The 17,909-nt window shown below is 31.4% G+C and carries 17 protein-coding genes; 10 read left to right on the plus strand and 7 right to left on the minus strand.

The annotated features are described in order from the left end of the window. Window positions 1-135 precede the first annotated feature (135 nt). The 7 genes from FHR24_RS03845 to FHR24_RS03875 all read left to right on the plus strand — a co-directional run bounded on the left by FHR24_RS03845 (window position 136) and on the right by FHR24_RS03875 (window position 7,128). Window positions 136-951 carry a prephenate dehydratase gene (locus FHR24_RS03845; protein WP_167184117.1) on the plus strand — a complete coding sequence of 272 codons (816 nt, stop codon included), beginning with the start codon at window positions 136-138 and terminating at the stop codon, window positions 949-951. 2 nt (window positions 952-953) lie between these two features. Further along, window positions 954-2,102, plus strand: coding sequence for a pyridoxal phosphate-dependent aminotransferase (locus FHR24_RS03850; RefSeq protein ID WP_167186908.1), 1,149 nt, complete (start codon window positions 954-956; stop codon window positions 2,100-2,102). Window positions 2,103-2,141: 39 nt separating this feature from the next. Further along, the gene (locus FHR24_RS03855; RefSeq protein ID WP_167184120.1) at window positions 2,142-2,990 is read left to right on the plus strand and encodes a prephenate dehydrogenase; all 849 of its coding nucleotides are present in this window, start codon (window positions 2,142-2,144) and stop codon (window positions 2,988-2,990) included. 19 nt (window positions 2,991-3,009) lie between these two features. Next, window positions 3,010-4,092: a bifunctional 3-deoxy-7-phosphoheptulonate synthase/chorismate mutase type II gene (locus FHR24_RS03860; protein ID WP_167184123.1), complete on the plus strand. Its 1,083-nt coding sequence runs from the start codon at window positions 3,010-3,012 to the stop codon at window positions 4,090-4,092. Window positions 4,093-4,212: 120 nt separating this feature from the next. After that, window positions 4,213-5,151 carry a ribosome small subunit-dependent GTPase A gene (gene rsgA / locus FHR24_RS03865; RefSeq protein ID WP_167184126.1) on the plus strand — a complete coding sequence of 313 codons (939 nt, stop codon included), beginning with the start codon at window positions 4,213-4,215 and terminating at the stop codon, window positions 5,149-5,151. Then, window positions 5,151-5,603 carry a D-aminoacyl-tRNA deacylase gene (gene dtd / locus FHR24_RS03870; protein ID WP_167184129.1) on the plus strand — a complete coding sequence of 151 codons (453 nt, stop codon included), beginning with the start codon at window positions 5,151-5,153 and terminating at the stop codon, window positions 5,601-5,603. Before rsgA ends, dtd begins: the two co-directional genes overlap by 1 nt. A 1-nt stretch (window position 5,604) precedes the next feature. After that, entirely contained in the window at window positions 5,605-7,128 is a 1,524-nt protein-coding gene (locus FHR24_RS03875; RefSeq protein WP_167184132.1) for a hypothetical protein, read from the plus strand. A gap of 6 nt (window positions 7,129-7,134) precedes the next feature. Here FHR24_RS03875 and FHR24_RS03880 read toward each other — a convergent pair whose 3' ends face one another. Then, window positions 7,135-9,096: a putative porin gene (locus FHR24_RS03880; protein ID WP_208412279.1), complete on the minus strand. Its 1,962-nt coding sequence runs from the start codon at window positions 9,094-9,096 to the stop codon at window positions 7,135-7,137. A gap of 155 nt (window positions 9,097-9,251) precedes the next feature. Between FHR24_RS03880 and FHR24_RS03885 the strand changes: the two genes are divergently transcribed. Continuing rightward, complete coding sequence (locus FHR24_RS03885; protein ID WP_167184138.1) at window positions 9,252-9,902, plus strand: ribonuclease HII; 651 nt, start codon at window positions 9,252-9,254, stop codon at window positions 9,900-9,902. Here FHR24_RS03885 and lipB read toward each other — a convergent pair. Continuing rightward, on the minus strand, window positions 9,850-10,554 hold the full coding sequence (gene lipB, locus FHR24_RS03890) for a lipoyl(octanoyl) transferase LipB (RefSeq protein WP_167186911.1): 705 nt from the start codon (window positions 10,552-10,554) through the stop codon (window positions 9,850-9,852). The genes FHR24_RS03885 and lipB overlap by 53 nt on opposite strands. Before the next feature lie 82 nt (window positions 10,555-10,636). On the opposite strand from lipB, the gene gldA reads away from it, so the two are divergent. Continuing rightward, window positions 10,637-11,530, plus strand: coding sequence for a gliding motility-associated ABC transporter ATP-binding subunit GldA (gldA, locus tag FHR24_RS03895; RefSeq protein WP_167184141.1), 894 nt, complete (start codon window positions 10,637-10,639; stop codon window positions 11,528-11,530). Here the strand turns inward: gldA and FHR24_RS03900 are convergent. Further along, entirely contained in the window at window positions 11,523-11,876 is a 354-nt protein-coding gene (locus FHR24_RS03900; RefSeq protein WP_167184144.1) for a DUF4870 domain-containing protein, read from the minus strand. The two genes, gldA and FHR24_RS03900, sit on opposite strands and share 8 nt — an antisense overlap. Before the next feature lie 55 nt (window positions 11,877-11,931). Between FHR24_RS03900 and FHR24_RS03905 the strand changes: the two genes are divergently transcribed. Then, window positions 11,932-12,399 (plus strand): DUF4442 domain-containing protein, encoded by a 468-nt coding sequence (locus FHR24_RS03905; RefSeq protein ID WP_167184147.1) that lies wholly within the window; start codon window positions 11,932-11,934, stop codon window positions 12,397-12,399. Here FHR24_RS03905 and FHR24_RS03910 read toward each other — a convergent pair. The 4 genes from FHR24_RS03910 to htpG all read right to left on the minus strand — a co-directional run bounded on the left by FHR24_RS03910 (window position 12,389) and on the right by htpG (window position 17,862). After that, window positions 12,389-13,066: a DUF4369 domain-containing protein gene (locus FHR24_RS03910; protein ID WP_167184150.1), complete on the minus strand. Its 678-nt coding sequence runs from the start codon at window positions 13,064-13,066 to the stop codon at window positions 12,389-12,391. The two genes, FHR24_RS03905 and FHR24_RS03910, sit on opposite strands and share 11 nt — an antisense overlap. Window positions 13,067-13,150: 84 nt before the next feature. Next, complete coding sequence (locus FHR24_RS03915) at window positions 13,151-14,836, minus strand: solute:sodium symporter family transporter (protein ID WP_167184153.1); 1,686 nt, start codon at window positions 14,834-14,836, stop codon at window positions 13,151-13,153. Window positions 14,837-14,989: 153 nt separating this feature from the next. Continuing rightward, window positions 14,990-15,799, minus strand: a complete 810-nt coding sequence (locus tag FHR24_RS03920; RefSeq protein ID WP_167184156.1) for an HAD family hydrolase — start codon at window positions 15,797-15,799, stop codon at window positions 14,990-14,992. 152 nt (window positions 15,800-15,951) lie between these two features. Continuing rightward, window positions 15,952-17,862, minus strand: coding sequence for a molecular chaperone HtpG (gene htpG, locus FHR24_RS03925; RefSeq protein WP_167184159.1), 1,911 nt, complete (start codon window positions 17,860-17,862; stop codon window positions 15,952-15,954). Between the last annotated feature and the right edge of the window lie 47 nt (window positions 17,863-17,909).

Raw genomic sequence — 17,909 nt, forward strand, 5'->3', positions numbered from 1 at the left:
ATTTATTTAACACTTACGGATTTTATTATTTTTTCTTTTTTACAAAAGAAGAGAGACTTTTCGTGTGTTAATAATATATAAATAGCATTGCAAAAAGTCTCGATATATCGAGGCTTTTTTTTTGCCATAGAAATTATGAAAATAGCCATTCAAGGGATCAAAGGATCTTACCACCATATTGTTGCCGAAAATTATTTTGGGGAAGCTATAGAGTTAGCCGAATGTATGACTTTTGCTGAAATGCCAGACAAAGTGATTAACGGGGAGGTGGATTTTGCAGTGATGGCAATAGAAAATTCTATTGCAGGGGCTATTTTACCAAATTATGCCTTAATAGATGAGGCTGATTTAGCAATTGTTGGAGAGTATTACTTAGAAATTAATCACAATTTAATGGGCTTAAAAGGTCAAAAAATTGAAGAAATTAAAAAAGTGCACTCACATCCTATGGCTTTATTACAGTGTAGAAGTTTTTTTAAAAACTACCCTCACATCAAATTGATTGAAGACGTAGATACGGCTGATGTGGCAAAAAGAATTCAAGAAAATCAATTAAAAAAAGTAGGAGCCATTGCAAGTGCCAAAGCAGCTGAAATATATGATTTAGAGTTGATAGCAGAAGAAATTCAGACCATAAAAAAGAACTTTACAAGATTTGTGATTGTACAAAGCAAAGAACGTTTAAACAACGTAAATGCAACGAAAGCTTCTTTAAAATTTGTATTAAAACACGAGAGTGGTTCGCTGGGAGAAGTGTTGATATTGTTGGCAAATCACAAGGTAAACTTGTCAAAAATTCAATCATTACCCATTATAGATAGACCTTGGGAATATGCTTTTTTTGCAGATTTAGTTTTTGAAGATTATCAAGAGTATAAAAATGCAATGGCAGATATAAGAAATAAGGTGTCTAGTTTAAAAATATTAGGAGAATATAAAGACAATAAGTAATGATTGTTTCAGGAGCAAATAGATTAGATGAGGTAAAGGAATACTACTTTTCAAAAAAATTAAGAGAAGTGGCGAGTTTAAAAGCCGACGGAAAACCAATTATTAGTTTGGGAATTGGAAGTCCAGATTTAGACCCGGACGAACAGGTGAAGATAGCTTTAACAACGGCTATGGAAGAACCTATGGCTCATGCGTATCAAGGATATCAAGGGATTCCTGAGTTAAGAAAGGCAATGGCTTCTTTTTACCAATCTAATTTTAAGGTAGCATTAAATCCGAGCACGGAAATTTTACCATTAATGGGGTCTAAAGAAGGAATTATGCACGTTTCTATGGCTTTTTTAAACCCAGGAGACAAAGTGTTAATTCCAAACCCAGGATATCCAACTTATACATCAGTTACAAAGTTGGTGGGAGCAACTCCTGTTTTTTACGATTTGTTAGAAGAAAACAATTGGTTGCCAAATTTTAAAGCTTTAGAAAGTCAAGACCTATCAAAAGTAAAAATAATGTGGGTAAATTATCCACATATGCCAACAGGAGCAATTGCTAAAGATAATATGTATAAGGAATTAATTGCATTTGCAAAAAGAAATAAAATCTTGTTGGTGAATGACAATCCATATAGTTTTGTTTTAAATGACCATCCAGAGAGTATATTAAGTTATGAAGGAGCAAAAGAAGTGGCTCTAGAGTTAAACTCTTTAAGTAAAAGTTTTAACATGGCAGGTTGGCGAGTAGGGATGTTTGTGGGGGCACAAGAATACTTAACTCAAATATTAAAAGTAAAGAGCAATATGGATTCGGGTATGTTTTACGGAATTCAAAAAGGAGCTATAGAAGCACTTCATTTGTCTAAAGATTGGTTTAAAAGTATAAACGAACACTATATCAAAAGAAGAGAAATAGTTTATAAAATATTAGACAATTTAAATTGTGTGTACAATACAAGTCATGTAGGAATGTTTGTTTGGGCAAAATTACCATCAGGAATTACATCAGAACAAATGACAGATAAAATGTTGTACGAAAAAGATGTGTTTATTACTCCAGGAACTGTATTTGGAAGTAATGGAGAAGGATACATAAGATTATCATTATGTGTTTCTGAAGAAAATTTAGAACAGGTTTTGGCAAGAGTAAAAGCATAGGTAAAGTATAGATAAGGTATAGATAGAGTTGTAATAAGTATGTTAGTAACAGTTATAGGTTTAGGGTTGATAGGAGGTTCTTTAGCATTAGAGTTAAAGAAACGCTTAGGCTATACGGTTTATGGAGTAGATGTAAATACGGCCAATGCCCAAAAAGCTATAGATTTAGGTATCGTTGATCGTATTATTACCATAGAAGAGGTTGGACTTAGTGATATTGTTGTGCTAGCAGTGCCTGTTAACTACTTGCCAGAACTAGCTAATAAGGTGTTAAATTTTATTAAAAAGGATGCTATCGTGTTTGATATGGGCTCTACCAAAGAGAAACTATGTAAAACAGTTGAAAATCACGAAAAAAGGAGTAATTTTGTGGCCGTTCATCCAATAGCAGGTACAGAACATTCTGGCCCCGAAGCAGCTATCTATAATTTGTTCGATCATAAGGTTAATATTATCTGTGATAAAGAATTGAGTAGCGAAACAGCTGTTGCTAAAGTTTTAAATATTTTTAATGCTTTACAAATGAGAACTATATTTCTGAATAGTATAGAGCACGACAAGCATATTGCTTACGTATCTCACTTATCGCACATTAGTTCTTTTATGTTAGGAAAAACAGTTTTAGAGAAAGAAAAAAACGAAAAGAACATTTTTGATATGGCAGGTTCTGGATTTGAATCTACCGTTCGTTTGGCCAAAAGTTCTCCGAATATGTGGTCGCCAATTTTTATAGAAAATAAAGAGAATATATTAAGTTCTTTAAATGAATATATTGATAATTTAATAACATTTAAGAATTTAATTTTAGAAGAAAATAGCTCAGGTTTGCAGCAAACAATGAAAGAGACAAACCATATAAAAGAAGTATTAAAAGGAATTCAAAAATAAAAAGTATATAATTACTAAGATGGAAAATAACAAAGAATTTAGAACGTGGTTGGATGATATGAAATTAGATCATCCTCTAGTAATTGCTGGACCGTGTAGTGCAGAAACTGAAGAGCAAGTGTTAAAAATTGCTCATGAATTAAAAAATACAGATGCAACTGTATTTAGAGCAGGTGTTTGGAAGCCAAGAACTAGACCAGGAGGTTTTGAAGGTGTTGGTGCTGTAGCTTTACCTTGGTTAAAAAAGGTAAAAGAACAAACAGGATTATTAACTGCAGTTGAGGTAGCAAACGTTGCCCACGTAAAATTAGCTTTAGAAGCTGATATTGATATCTTGTGGTTAGGAGCTCGTACTACAGTAAACCCATTTGCTGTACAAGAAGTTGCTGATGCATTAGAAGGTACAGACAAAATTGTTTTAATTAAAAACCCAATCAACCCAGATTTAGCTTTATGGTTAGGTGGTGTTGAGCGTTTGTACAAAGCAAATATTAAAAACTTAGGAGTTATTCACAGAGGATTCTCTTCTTACAAAAAAACTCGTTACAGAAATGTTCCTCAATGGCAATTACCAATTGAGTTAAAACGTCAGTATCCAGATTTACCAATTATTAACGATCCTTCTCACATTTGTGGAAACAGAACAGGTATTCAAGAGATTTCTCAAATCGCTTTAGACTTAAACTTTGAAGGTTTAATGATTGAAACACACATTACTCCAGATGAAGCTTGGTCTGATGCTGCACAGCAAATTACTCCAGCTCGTTTGGTAGAAATTATGAACGATTTAAGAGTTCGTACTCCAAAAGCAGAAGGTGAAGCTTTAGATCAATTAGAGCAGTTAAGAGCTGAGATTGATGTGATCGATAATCATATTATTGATACTTTAGCTGAGCGTATGAAAGTTGCTGAGCAAATTGGTGAAGTAAAAAAAGCAAAGAACATTTCTGTTTTACAGGATGCTCGTTGGGGTGAAATCTTAAAATCAGTTGCTGCAATTGGAGCTAAAGCTGGATTAAGTGAAGATTTTGTTGAAGGAGTTTTTAAAGCTATTCATCAAGAATCTATTAACAAACAAGAAGCAATTGTAACATCTAAGTAATTAGAAATACAATTTATAAATAATAAAAAAGGAACAGATGTATATCTGTTCCTTTTTTTATTGCGTTAATTTTTTAGGATAGTTAGAGGATAACTAACTACTATCAACTATTTTTACCGTATGAATGGAATCGTTACAAAATCTACAGGTAGTTGGTATTCAGTAAGAACACAAGATGGAGAAATCCATCAATGTAGAATTCCTGGTAAGTTTAGAATGAAGGGAATTAAAAGTACCAACCCAATAGCAGTGGGTGATGAGGTTGTGTTTGAATTAGAGCCTAATAAAGATACCGGTGTTGTTAAAGAAATAAAAGAGCGTAGAAACTTTATTGTTCGTAAGTCTGTAAACTTATCAAAACAAACACATATTATAGCTTCTAATATTGATATTGCTTTTTTAGTTGTAACGTTACACAATCCTGAAACCACAACTACATTTATTGATCGATTTTTAGCTACTGCAGAAGCGTATAGCATTCAATCTATTCTATTATTTAATAAAGTAGATACCCATGACGAAGAAATGGATGAGTATAGAGAAGCTTTTCAATATATTTATACAAGTATAGGGTATGAATGTATTGATGTATCTGCCAAAGAAAAATACAATTTAGAGCTGGTTAAAAAAATAATGCAAGACAAAGTAAGCTTATTTGCAGGTCATTCTGGTGTGGGTAAATCTACCTTGGTAAATGCATTGGAACCTAGTTTAAATTTAAAAACAAAAGAAATTTCAGAACAACATCAGCAAGGACAGCACACAACTACATTTGCCGAAATGCACCCTTTGTCTTTTGGTGGCTATATTATAGATACTCCAGGAATTAGAGGTTTTGGAGTTGTCGATTTTGATAAGTATGAAGTAACGGATTATTTTCCTGAATTTTTCGAATTAAAATCGGGTTGTAAATTTAACAATTGCACTCATGTTGATGAGCCTAAATGTGCTGTAAAAGCGGCTTTAGAACAAGGATTAGTTTCTGAAACTAGGTATGAAAGTTATCTTCAATTGTTAAGAGAAGAAGAAGAACATTATAGACAAGATATTTTTAAATAATGAAAGTTGTTATACAGAGAGTAAGTAGTGCATCGGTTACAATTAATGAGCAAAAGGTAGCTAGTATTTCTAAAGGTTTATTGATTTTGGTAGGAATTGTACCAGATGATACTCAGGAAGATATAGAATGGTTGTGTCAAAAAATAATCAAACTAAGAATTTTTGGAGATGAAAATGATTTAATGAATTTATCATTATTAGATGTTGATGGAGAGATTATTGTTGTAAGTCAATTTACTTTATATGCACTTACCAAAAAAGGGAATAGACCTAGTTATATAAAAGCAGCAAGGCCTGAAATTGCAATTCCGCTATACCAAAGCTTTAAAACTAGATTAAATGAGTTGTTGCAAAAAGAAATTCAATCAGGAGAGTTTGGGGCAAATATGAAGGTTAAATTGATAAATGATGGACCAATAACGATTATTATAGATTCTAAAAATAGAGAATAGCATGAAAAATCTATTATTAGTTTTATTTGTACTTAGCAATGTTGTGTTTTCTCAAAATAATTATTTGGTAGAAAAATTAAATTCTAGGATTCGTTTTTCTGGTGATATTGTAAAAATGAATGACGAACCTAATATTGGTTTTATAGGTCATGGTTATGAGGTTTTTGGTTTGTTGCCACAAAAAGAGAATGTATATTTTGGAGTAAACTCATACTCCGCTTTAACAGGAATCCGTTCAGGGTTTATTGTTTTTGGAGTTTCTGGAGGAGTCCAAAAAAATCTATTTTCAGATTGGTTAGATTACGATTTGGGTTTGTTTTTAGGTGGAGGTGGTGGTAGTGGTGCTCCAGATGGAGGCGGTTTAATGGTAAGACCACATCTAGATTTACAAGCTAAAATTAGCGATAAATTATCTTTAAGAGCAGGTGTGTCTGCTGTAAAATTTCCAAGTGGAGAAATTAATAGTTTTCATATTAACGTTGGAGCAGTTATACATACTCATACTTATGTGACTCATAATACAAGCTCATCGTATAAAGAAAATTCAAATTCTATTTTTAAAGATATTGATATCAGTATGTTGTCTATGAATTTGTTTAACTATTCAAAAGGACCATTAAAAACAGATTTTGAAGTGGATAAAAGTGCACCGGTAATTTCTTTGTTGGGAGTAATGCTAAAAAGTCATCAAGAAAATAATTTATATGGAATTGTAAAGGTGGGTGGAGCTTTTATAGGTGAAGTAGATGGTTTTATGATGTTGCTTTCTGGAATAGGATATGAATTACCGGTAAACAAATGGCTAATGTTAGATGCAAAAGCATTAGTTGGAGGAGCTGGTGGTGGAGCAGTACAATTTGGTGGTGGTTTAGCTACACAAATAGAAGCCGGAATAGGTGTAAATATATCCGACTATTTATTTCAGGTAAATCTAGGGAATACCTATGCTCCTAATGGAAATTTTCAATCAAACCATTTAGATGTTTCTGTAGGGAAAAAGTTTGGTTTGTATTCAAATAGCAGCAATGATAAGATTACAGTTGTAAATAAAAATGATGTTGAAAAAGAAGATTTTAGTTTTTCTACGTTTAATAGAGTTTATGTTTCTAGTGGGGAAATTGACAAAATAGGAAGGGAATACGATCGTGTTTTTAATTTGATAGGTTTTGAAGTAGAGAAAAATATAAATAAAAATTTTAGTTTGATTGCTGCCACAGTTTGGGCTTATCAAGGGAATTATGGTGCCTATGCTGAAGGTTGGTTAGGATTGCAATATTATTATAGCTTAGCTAAAAATTGGAAAATAACTACCAAAACTCTTTTAGGAGCTGGAGGTGGAGGTAATATTAATTTAGGAAGTGGAATGGCATATCAATATGCATTGGGAGTTCAGAAAAAAATAAATACTCGCTGGAGTTTTATTGCTAATCTAGGGCAGATAAGACCTGTTTCTAAAGGTAATTTTACACCTGTTTTGGTTGATTTAGGGTTAAAAATAAATATAAGTCAACTAGTAAAAAAATAACTCTATTTAATTCCAGAAATTCCAAACCAATCCTAATCTCAGGGTTAAATCATTGGTAGGTTGACTAGGAGAAGCAAAGTAGTTTTTACCCGTTACACTAGCCGATATATTTTCAACTTTAAAATAGATTCTAGTTCTTCTAACTTGTCCGTTTACAAAAGCACCTAAAGTAGGATAACCTCCAATTTTGGTAGTATTTTGTATGTAAAACTCATTTAAAACAGGATTCAGTTCGTTTGCATAATATTTAGTAAAATATTTAAAAGAAACTCCAATTTGTGCTAGCAAAGGTTTTCCTTTAAAAAAGTAATCTTGATAGTATAAAAGGTTTCTCGTTACTAGGTCTGGAACTCTAAAAGCTTCGCTACCTTGGGTTACTTTTTGCAATAGAATACTGTTGTTTAAGTGAATTTTTTTCCATTTAAATTCATTACTCAGTTTTACTTTTACATAATCAATAGTTTGATTGTACTGAGAAGCAACACTGTTGGTGTTAAAGTAAGTGTAGTTTTTTAACTGATGTAAGTAAACATCTGCATTGATCCATTTTGTTTTAATATTTCCGTAAAGTATTCTAGAAATTTCGTTTTCAAAACTAGTAACATTGTCCCAGTTTAGGTTACTAAAGTTAGATTGAAATAATGTGGTGTTGCTGTTTGGAGCAGATGTTTTTAGTTGCAAACCTCCTTGAACCAAAGTGTTGTCTTTTAGTTTAAATCCTGCATTTATATGAATATTACTTCCCAAGTTTCCACCGTTTAAAACTTGTTCACCATAGGCGTTTAAAAATATACCTTTGTACTTACTGTTCCAAGTAGCTCCAAAGCTAGTATAGTCTAAATTATTTTCTTTAGAAATGGTTTTGGTATCTACGGTTTTAAGAGCATCATAAATTTGAGAAGTATTGTATACAGTACCAAAAACCTTAAAGTTACCCAATACCCAAGGTGAATTAAACTTTATATAGACTTGGTTTTTAGAAGTATTAAATTCTGTTTTGTCATTGGTAACATCATCAGTTCTAGTTCCGTAAATACTCGGAGTATTGTCAAAATAATCTGTGTCAGTAGATTTAAATTCGTATTTTCTATTTTCTATACTTATAGAATGCCCTAGCTTTAAATTGGTTAAGTTTTGATGCAGAGAATCTTTCGAGTTTAAAATTCGTAATTCGTGTTCGTAATAATAACGAGAGGTTTTAAAAAAACTTTCAGAATCGTATAAGTTTACATCTACTCTTCCCCTAGAACTAAAATCTGGATTGTCATCCATAAATTCAGTAATAGAGTTGGTTGTCAATCCTCTATTTTCTTGATTGTCTAATTTTTGGGTGATGATATGCAATCTAAATTGATATCTTTTTTTGGGGTTGTAATAAGTGTAAGCAACTCTAAAATTTACATGACTTGCTCTAGAATTTTGATAATCACCGATAGATCTTAACCCTTTATAACCTATAGAAAAATTTTGATGTTTTCCAAAATTCGTGGTAAATGTGCTGTTTAAAATCTGTCCATCAAATCCAGATCTGTAGTATAAAATAGTACTAGGGGTGGGAACATGGTAATATTTCATGTCTTCTACCTCATAATAATTATAAAGTTTAGCGGTAACTCCTAGGTTTGGAGTAATTTGATTGTTGATCAAATCATATCCAAGTTTGTTATAAGTTTGTCCTTGATTGGCAAAACCTACCCATTCAAAATCGTCTTGTTGCGTATAATTATGTCTAAAATATTTGTGAATATTTAAGGTTGTATCAATTTGAATGGTATCATAAGCTTGTGTAATTATTTTATAATCTACATACCTACCTCCATACATGTTTTTAATACTGTCTAGCGGAACATTCTCTTTATCTTGTTTTTTATTGATGACAATATCACGTTCTACAACCCCTATTTTTTCTTGAGAAAAAAGGGTGTTAAAGGCACTAAGAATCATCCAAAGGAATAGACTTTTTTTCATATTCAATAATTGCAAGGCAAAGGTAATTTTTTTAAACGAATTAGATTCATTAATATTGGGTGTATAGTATGGATTTAAGAATGTACTATTTATATATTTTATTAGTTTTACACTAGTTTCTTTATTAATTTTCTTTTTAATCAACAACCAAAAACATGCCATTAGCTATTAATTTTTCGGGAAATAAATTAGAAGCAGGTACCGATGAAGCTGGTAGAGGCTGTTTATCTGGTCCTGTAGTAGCTGCAGCTGTTATATTGCCAGAAGATTTTGAAAATCCGTTGTTAAATGATTCTAAAAAATTATCAGAAAAACAACGAAAACTATTATTGCCAATTATAGAAAAAGAAGCGATTGCTTTTGGTGTTGCTTTTGTATATCAACAAGAAATTGATGAAATAAATATTTTACAAGCATCTATTACGGCCATGCATCGTTCTTTAGATAAATTAAAGGTGCAACCTGAATTTATTATTGTTGATGGAAATAAATTTAGATCTTATAAAAACATTCCGAGTGAAACCATTGTAAAAGGAGATGGGAAATATTTATCTATAGCAGCAGCATCTGTTTTGGCAAAAACATATCGTGATTTATATATGGAAAAAATTCACGACGAGTTTCCTGAATACAATTGGAAAAAAAATAAAGGATATCCTACAAAAGAACACAGACAAGCTATTAAAGAAATAGGAAGTTGTGCACATCATAGACATACGTTTAAGTTGTTGCCAGAAGAGCAGTTAGATTTGTTTAAACAGAAACCAGCTCCCATTCAAAAAGTGAAGCAAGGTGTTTTAAAATAGTTTGTTGCACTTCGTTTATATTTATTTTTTCACCTAGTTCAGCCTCCATAGAAGTTACTGCTTTTCCTTTAATTCCACATGGAATAATGTTGTCAAAATAACCCAAATCTACATTTACGTTTAAGGCAAAACCGTGCATGGTAACCCAACGACTACTTCGTACTCCTAGTGCACATATTTTTCTAGCAAACGGAGTTCCAACATCTAACCAAACACCTGTCTCACCCTTGCTTCTTTCAGATTTTAAACCATAATCTGCTAAAGTTAAAATAACGGCTTCTTCTAAAAATCGGAGGTATTTGTGAATGTCTGTAAAAAAATTATCTAAGTCTATAATAGGATAACCTACAATTTGGCCAGGTCCATGATACGTAATGTCTCCACCGCGATTGCTTTTATAAAACGTAGCATTTTTTTCTGTAAGTTGTTTTTCGGTAAGTAATAAATTTGATAAATCTCCACTTTTACCCAAAGTGTATACGTGCGGATGTTCTACAAATAAAAAATGGTTTTTGGTAGGTGTTGTCGTTTCGTTTCTACGATTATCCATTTTAGTTTGAATAATTGCTTGAAACAACTCATCTTGATAATCCCAAGTTTCTTTGTATCCTTTTTTGCCTATGTTTTGGTAAGTAACTTGTTTGTTTTTCATTGCTGCTAATTTCTGAATATTCATTGAATAATGCATTACTAATTTTATAGAATTACTACTTTAGCATTTTAAAAGGAGATAAATGTCTATTAAAGTAGTTGAGGTTTCTAAAAAATATAAGAATCAAATAGCGGTAAATTCGCTAAGCTTTGAGATTAAAAAAGGTGAAATTGTTGGTTTTTTAGGTCCAAATGGTGCAGGAAAATCTACGTTAATAAAAATGTTAACAGGATATATAACGCCAACTAAAGGGGCTCTTTATATAGAAGAAGATTTAGTGCAACCTAATATAAAAACTACAAATAAAAATATAGGTTACTTGCCAGAGCACAATCCGTTATACAAAGAAATGTATGTAAAAGAGTATTTAACTTTTATAGCTCATATTCATAAAGTAAGTAAACATAGAATTAATGAAGTAATTGAGCAAACGGGTTTGATTACTGAGGCAACTAAAAAAATTCATCAACTATCTAAAGGGTATCAGCAAAGAGTTGGAATAGCAGCAGCTATTATTCACAACCCATCTGTATTAATTTTAGACGAACCTACTACGGGATTAGATCCTAATCAGATTATAGAAATTAGGCAATTAATTAAAGAGTTAGGAAGAGATAAAACAATTTTGTTTTCAACTCACATTATGCAAGAAGTAGAGGCTATTTGTGATAGAGTTATTATTATCAATAAAGGAGACTTAAAGGTAGATGCCAATTTATCTGAATTAAAATCTGGGCAAGAACAAACTATTCAGGTAGAATTTGATTATAAAATAGAAGAACAGTTTGTAAAAAGGATAAAGGATTTAATAACATATACAAATTACCATGACACCAAATGGGAGTTTGTATTTAGCGTTCAAGATGACAAAAGACCTGATATTTTTGATTTTGCACAAGAGCAAGGTTTAAAAATTTTACAAATGAACACAAAGAATAAAACTTTAGAATCTTTATTTGCAGAGCTTACTAAATAATTTCCCAACTTATGGGGTATTTGTACAATTGTCCGTTACTAGCTGTTATGGTAGCCATAATGATAAAATAGACATATAATAAACCAAAAACAATGGCTAAAGGAGCTACAAGAAAAGCACCAATACCTATGGTGAAAAATATAAATAATGCTGCTCCAATCCCTAGAATAATTACTGATAGTTGAAAGTTTATAGCGGCTCTACCATGTTCTTTTATAAAAAAGCTATCTTCTTTTTTTAATACCCAAATTAGCAAAGGAACAACTAGAGGCAATGCACCATTTAAAAAACCAGATAAATGTAAAATCATTGCTAAAACTCTTTCCGTTTTGGTGTCTATATACATTGGTGTGTGTTTTATATAATTAATTATGTATCTTAATGTTGTTATTAAATTTACAATGAAACTTTCAGCAAAACAACTTAATCGATTTATAATATTTAAACTGCCCTCTGCTTATTTGTGTGGAGTTAGAGTATTGATGTTAACTCATCAGCAATGTAATACAAGAGTTAGGTTTAAATGGATCAATCAAAACCCGTTTAAATCTATTTATTTTGCAGTTTTAGCTATGGCAGCAGAATTGTCTACAGGTGCATTGGTGTTAAAAAATGTATATAATACTACATATAAGTTCTCAACGTTAGTAGTTGGTATGAATGCTCAGTTTTATAAAAAAGCAGTCGGTAAAATTACTTTTATTTGTGATGATACTAGGGAATTAGAACATAGTATTAACAAAGCTATTGAAAGTAAAGAAGGGGTCACTTTTTTACTTTCAACTAAAGGAATAGATGAAATGGGTGATGAGGTTGCTAAATTTGAATTTAACTGGAGTATAAAAATTAAAAAAAATCTTATTGAATAAGTTCTTTTAGTTGTTTTCCGTATTTACTGTGTTTTATTTCTGGAGTTAAGGCTTCGTAAATTTTTTGTTTTAATTTAGGAGTTGCTTGTTCCATTCTATGACAAGCAATAAAAGGAGATATGGCTTTATCGTTATATGCAATTGCAAAATTGGCAGAAAATAAATAAAGTCTTTTTAAGTTATTTAGTCTTTTAAGTTCAATTTCTTCAACACTTTTAGTGTCTCCATATTTTAGGGCTTCAAATTTATCTTTAATCAAATCTAAGTTAATGTCGTTAAATTTTTTAGCATATTCATCATGCTTATCTAGTATTTCTTGCAAAGATGATCCAGATATTTTACGGTTGATGTAAAACTTATTTAAAGACGTTTCTATATGAATAGTACCTTCTTCTCCAAAGAAAGTTATTTGTTTAGTATTTAACTTGTCTAGAGAGATAATGTATAGTTCTGGTTCATTAATTGTGTTTGTAAATGTAAATTCTTCAGTAGCATCTGTAATGTTTACAGAATCTACAACTACAATTTTTTTATCTTCAAATTTTTCTAAATAAATAGTCCCTTTCTTCAGCCCTAAAATTTGACATTTTACAGTGAAATTATCTTTAGATTTAGAACCACAGCTAACAACTAAAGCACTTAGAGCAATCCAAATAATTTTTCTCATAATTAAATTAGAATAAGTAACCCCACTACTTTGGGTAGTGGGGTTACAAATATATATTTTTAAGTCTAAAATAGTATCAATCTATTAACTAAAGTATGCATATGTAGCAATAACAATAACAGTTACGATAATACTTACTGGTTTTAAGTATTTCCAAGGTGTAATGTCTACTTGTTCTGTGTATTGTTGTACAAAATCTTCACTACGTGGTTTAAATTTACCAATTACTAACATAATTGCAGCATTTAATACAAATAAGATAGCTACTACGTGTAAAAAGTGAGGATACGTTCCACCATCACTAATTACCATTGGCTTGATGATAAATTGACTAATAGCATATAAAACAACTCCAGAAACTAAACCAATTTTAGCGGCAATAGCAGGAACACGTTTAGTTGTGTAACCCACAATAATAATAGTAAAGATTGGAATAGAGTAACATCCGTTAATTTCTTGTAAGTAGTTAAATAAACCACCTTTAGCATAAATTAAGAAAGGAGCAATACATGCACCACCAATTGCTAAAAAGATACCAAAAGCTTGCCCCATTTTTACCACTTTAGCTTCAGAAGCTTCTGTGTTAATGTGTGCTTTGTAAATATCCAATCCAAAAATGGTTACTGATGAGTTTAAAGCTCCGTTAAAAGAACTTAAAATCGCACCAAATAATACAGCTGCAAAGAAACCTACCATACTAGCGGGTAATACTTGTTTCACTAACAAAGGATATGCTTGATCTTTTAAGATTCCGTTACCTCCAGCAAAATATTCAAAAGACTCTGGGTGTTGAGACATGTAAAAAGCAATAATACCAGGTAAAACTAACATTAAAGGTCCTAATATTTTTAAGAAAGAAGCTATTAATAAACCTTTTTGTCCTTCTGCTAAATTTTTAGCACCTAAAGCTCTTTGTATAATTGCTTGGTTTGTTCCCCAGTAAAACATTTGTACCAACATTAAACCTGTAAAAATAGTAGCAAATGGCACAGAAGCTTCTGGTCCACCAATAGCATTAAATTTCCCTGGGAATTCTGTTGTTAAGTTACTTATTCCTGTTCCAATTGAACCGTCTCCAATAGCTAATAATCCAAAAACAGGAATAGCCAAACCTCCAATTAATAATCCTATAGCGTTTATAGAGTCTGATACTGCTACGGCTTTTAATCCTCCAAATACAGCATAAATAACTCCAATAAATCCAATGGTAAACACAGTAGGCCATAAAGCCATAAAGTCATATTCTCTTTGTAAACTTGCTAATTCAGCAGGGTTTAGAGTACTTGCTACATCTGCAGGAATTACCAATCCTAAAGCTTGAGGTACATCAAACATAGTATTTACAGCCAATGCTCCAGAATACAATACAATAGGTAATAAAATAAATACATATCCAGAAAGGAATAATGCAGATACCCAAGTTTTGGTCATTTTATCATATCTAGTTTCTAAAAACTGAGGAACTGTTGTTATACCACCTTTTAAGTATCTAGGTAATAAAAACATTGCAGTAAGAACCATAGCAATTGCTGCTAGTGTTTCCCATGCCATTACTACAACTCCTTCTTCAAAAGCAGCACCATTTAGTCCAACAATTTGTTCTGTAGAAAGGTTTGTTAATAATAATGATCCTGCAATTACAGGTCCAGTTAAACTTCTTCCTCCTAAAAAATATCCATCTGAAGAGTTTACATTTTTTCTAGTTGCTAGCCAAGCGATCAAGGCTACCAAAAGGGTAAAACCAAGAAATGAAGCTATTGATAAAATCATATATTTAAGTATTTAATTAAGTTAATTTTTAACGAGCGACAAATTAGTAATTTTAGGATTATTCTAGTGCGATTAATTTAGTTTTTTATGTTTTTGGTTAAATTATTAACGAATAGAAACTTTTACTATACGCACAAGTACAAACTCTTTTAATTATATATATTTTAGAATGGCTTTTGCCACCCCATCTTTTTTGTTAGCATCGGTAACAGCATCAGCAATAACTAACACCTCTTCTTTTGCATTGGACACAGCAACTCCTAATTTTACGGCTTTTAACATTTCAATATCGTTGTAGTTGTCTCCAAAAGCAATACAGTTGTCTAAGGTTAGTTTTGGATATTTACAAGCTAGTAATTCTTCTATTCCGGTAAGTTTAGATATGTTTTTGTTAGCAATTTCTATATAAGTGTCTTTAGAGCGGTATAAGTGTAGTTTGTCTCCGTGTAATTTTCCTAATTCAGAAAACAAAAAATCCATATGTTCTTTGTCTCCCATACACATTACTTTATGAGCTCCTTTTCCTTCTTCTGTCCATAATTTAATTACGTCTTTGGTGGGGTTTACTATAGGAGTAACTTTGGTGTTGTTTTCTTCTCTTAAAGCCCAAAAATCCATTTCGGGAACATACCAGTCATTATTGTTGTATAAACTAATATGAAATTTATTTTCTTTGTTTAATTCTGCAATATCTTCTAAAATGGTTGGTGCAATAGAAATGTCATCTACAATTTCACCGTCAACCAAAACCAATCCTCCGTTGTAGCAAATCATAGGAAGTCCTTCAATACCCAAATCATTTTGTAAATGTGTCATGGCACTTGGCATTCTTGACGAGATTAAAATAAAAGGAATGTTTTTAGAACTTATTCGGGCTACTTGTTCTTTTAACATTTCGGAAACTTCTCGTTCTGAATTTAATAAAGTTCCATCAATATCTGTAAAGGCTATTTTAATTTCCATCAGTAAGGTTTTGAGATGTAGCAAAAATAGGTTTTTGAATGCAAAATATATGAAGAATAGTAAGGTAAAGAGTATTTTTATAAAAAAAACAGCCTTTCTTTATTTAAAGAAAGGCTGTTTAATGATTTTTGATTTATAAGATCAAAAATATATTACTTAATCAACTCATAACTACGTTTTATAAAGTCTGTTAAGTCTTTACCATGTAATAAGTTTTGAGATAACTTAGCCAAATCAAAAGCTTGAGAAATTAAAGCTTTCTGTTTGTCTTCATCTGCATTTAAAATATCAGAAACTAACTCGTTGTTTGTATTTACTACCAAGTTGTACATTTCTGGCATGTTTTCCATTCCAAACATTCCACCACCACCAGTAGCACTCATTTCTTTCATTCTACGCATAAATTCTGGTACGGTAATTAAGAAAGGAGAAGCGTTAGAGTCCATTGCTTCTAATTGAACTGTATAGTTTTCTTTAGGAACAGATGCTTCTATAATTGGTTTTAATTTGTCTTTTTCTTCGTCAGATAATTTAGAAATTACGTTGTCGTCTTTCTTGATTAAATTATCAACATGATCAGAATCTACACGTACAAAAGTTACATTCTCGTTTGTGCTTTCTAATTTTTGAATTAAGTGAGATACAATAGGAGAGTCTAATAACAATACTTTGTATCCTTTGTCATTTGCAGACTGAATAAACCCGTGTTGAGCTTCTTTATTAGCCGCATATAAAACAACTAATTTTCCGTCTTTATCTGTTTGAGCATCTTTTAATTGCTCTTTAATTTCTTCAATAGTTAAGTAACCACCATCTGTAGTTGGGTACAAAGCAAATTTATTAGCTTTATCAAAGAATTTTTCGTCAGATAACATTCCGTACTCAATAATTACTTTAATATCGTCCCAATAACCTTCAAAAGCTTGACGGTCTTTTTTGTAGATAGAACTTAATTTATCTGCAATTTTTTTAGTAATGTATCCAGAAATCTTTTTAACGGCACCATCTGCCTGTAAGTAAGAACGAGATACGTTTAATGGAATGTCTGGAGAGTCTATAACTCCTTTTAACATTTGTAAAAAGTCAGGAACAATTCCTTCTACATTGTCTGTTACAAATACTTGGTTTTGGTACAATTGGATTTTATCCTTTTGCATATCCATGTTTTTAGACAACTTAGGGAAGTATAAAATACCGGTTAAGTTAAATGGATAATCCACGTTTAAATGAATGTTAAACAAAGGCTCTTCAAATTGTGTTGGATACAATTCTCTATAGAAATTTTTGTAATCATCTCCTTGTAAATCCGCAGGTTTTTTAGTCCAAGCTGGAGCCGTGTTGTTGATGATGTTGTCTACATCTATTTGTTGATGTGGTTCTTTTTCCTCTGTACCATCTTCTTTTTTAATTGTTTTTGGTTCAAAGTTAGGATCGTTTACCTTTTTAGTTCCAAATTTAATTTGCACTTGGTTAAAACGATTGTATTTAGATAACAATTCAGAAATTTTAGACTCTTCTAAAAAGTCTAAAGAATCTTCTGCAATGTGCAACACAATTTCAGTTCCTCTTTCTGTTTTTTCAACTTGTTCTAATTCATAGTTTGGAGAACCATCACAAGACCATTTTACTGCGGGTGCATCTTTGTAAGATTTTGTAATTAATTCTACTTTTTCTGCCACCATAAATGCAGAGTAGAATCCCAATCCAAAGTGACCAATAATTCCAGAATCTTCTACTTTGTCTTTGTATTTTTCAATAAACTCTTCAGCTCCAGAAAATGCAATTTGATTGATGTATTTTTCTACTTCATCTTCTGTCATTCCTAAACCTTGATCGATAATATGAAGTTTTTTTCCTTCTTTATCAATCTTTACTTCAAGTTTAGCATCTCCCAATTCAACTCCTTCAGCTTCACCAATAGTGATTAAGTGTTGTAATTTTAACGTTGCATCTGTTCCGTTAGAAATCAACTCACGTAAAAATATTTCGTGATCTGAGTATAAGAACTTCTTAATTAACGGAAAGATATTTTCTACCGATACATTAATGTTTCCTTTAGCCATAATAATATGTTTTGATTATTTGTTTAAACTTTGTGTTTGGTTTAAGA

The sequence above is a fragment of the Wenyingzhuangia heitensis genome (assembly GCF_011762155.1).
In the GTDB taxonomy this organism is placed as follows: domain Bacteria; phylum Bacteroidota; class Bacteroidia; order Flavobacteriales; family Flavobacteriaceae; genus Wenyingzhuangia; species Wenyingzhuangia heitensis.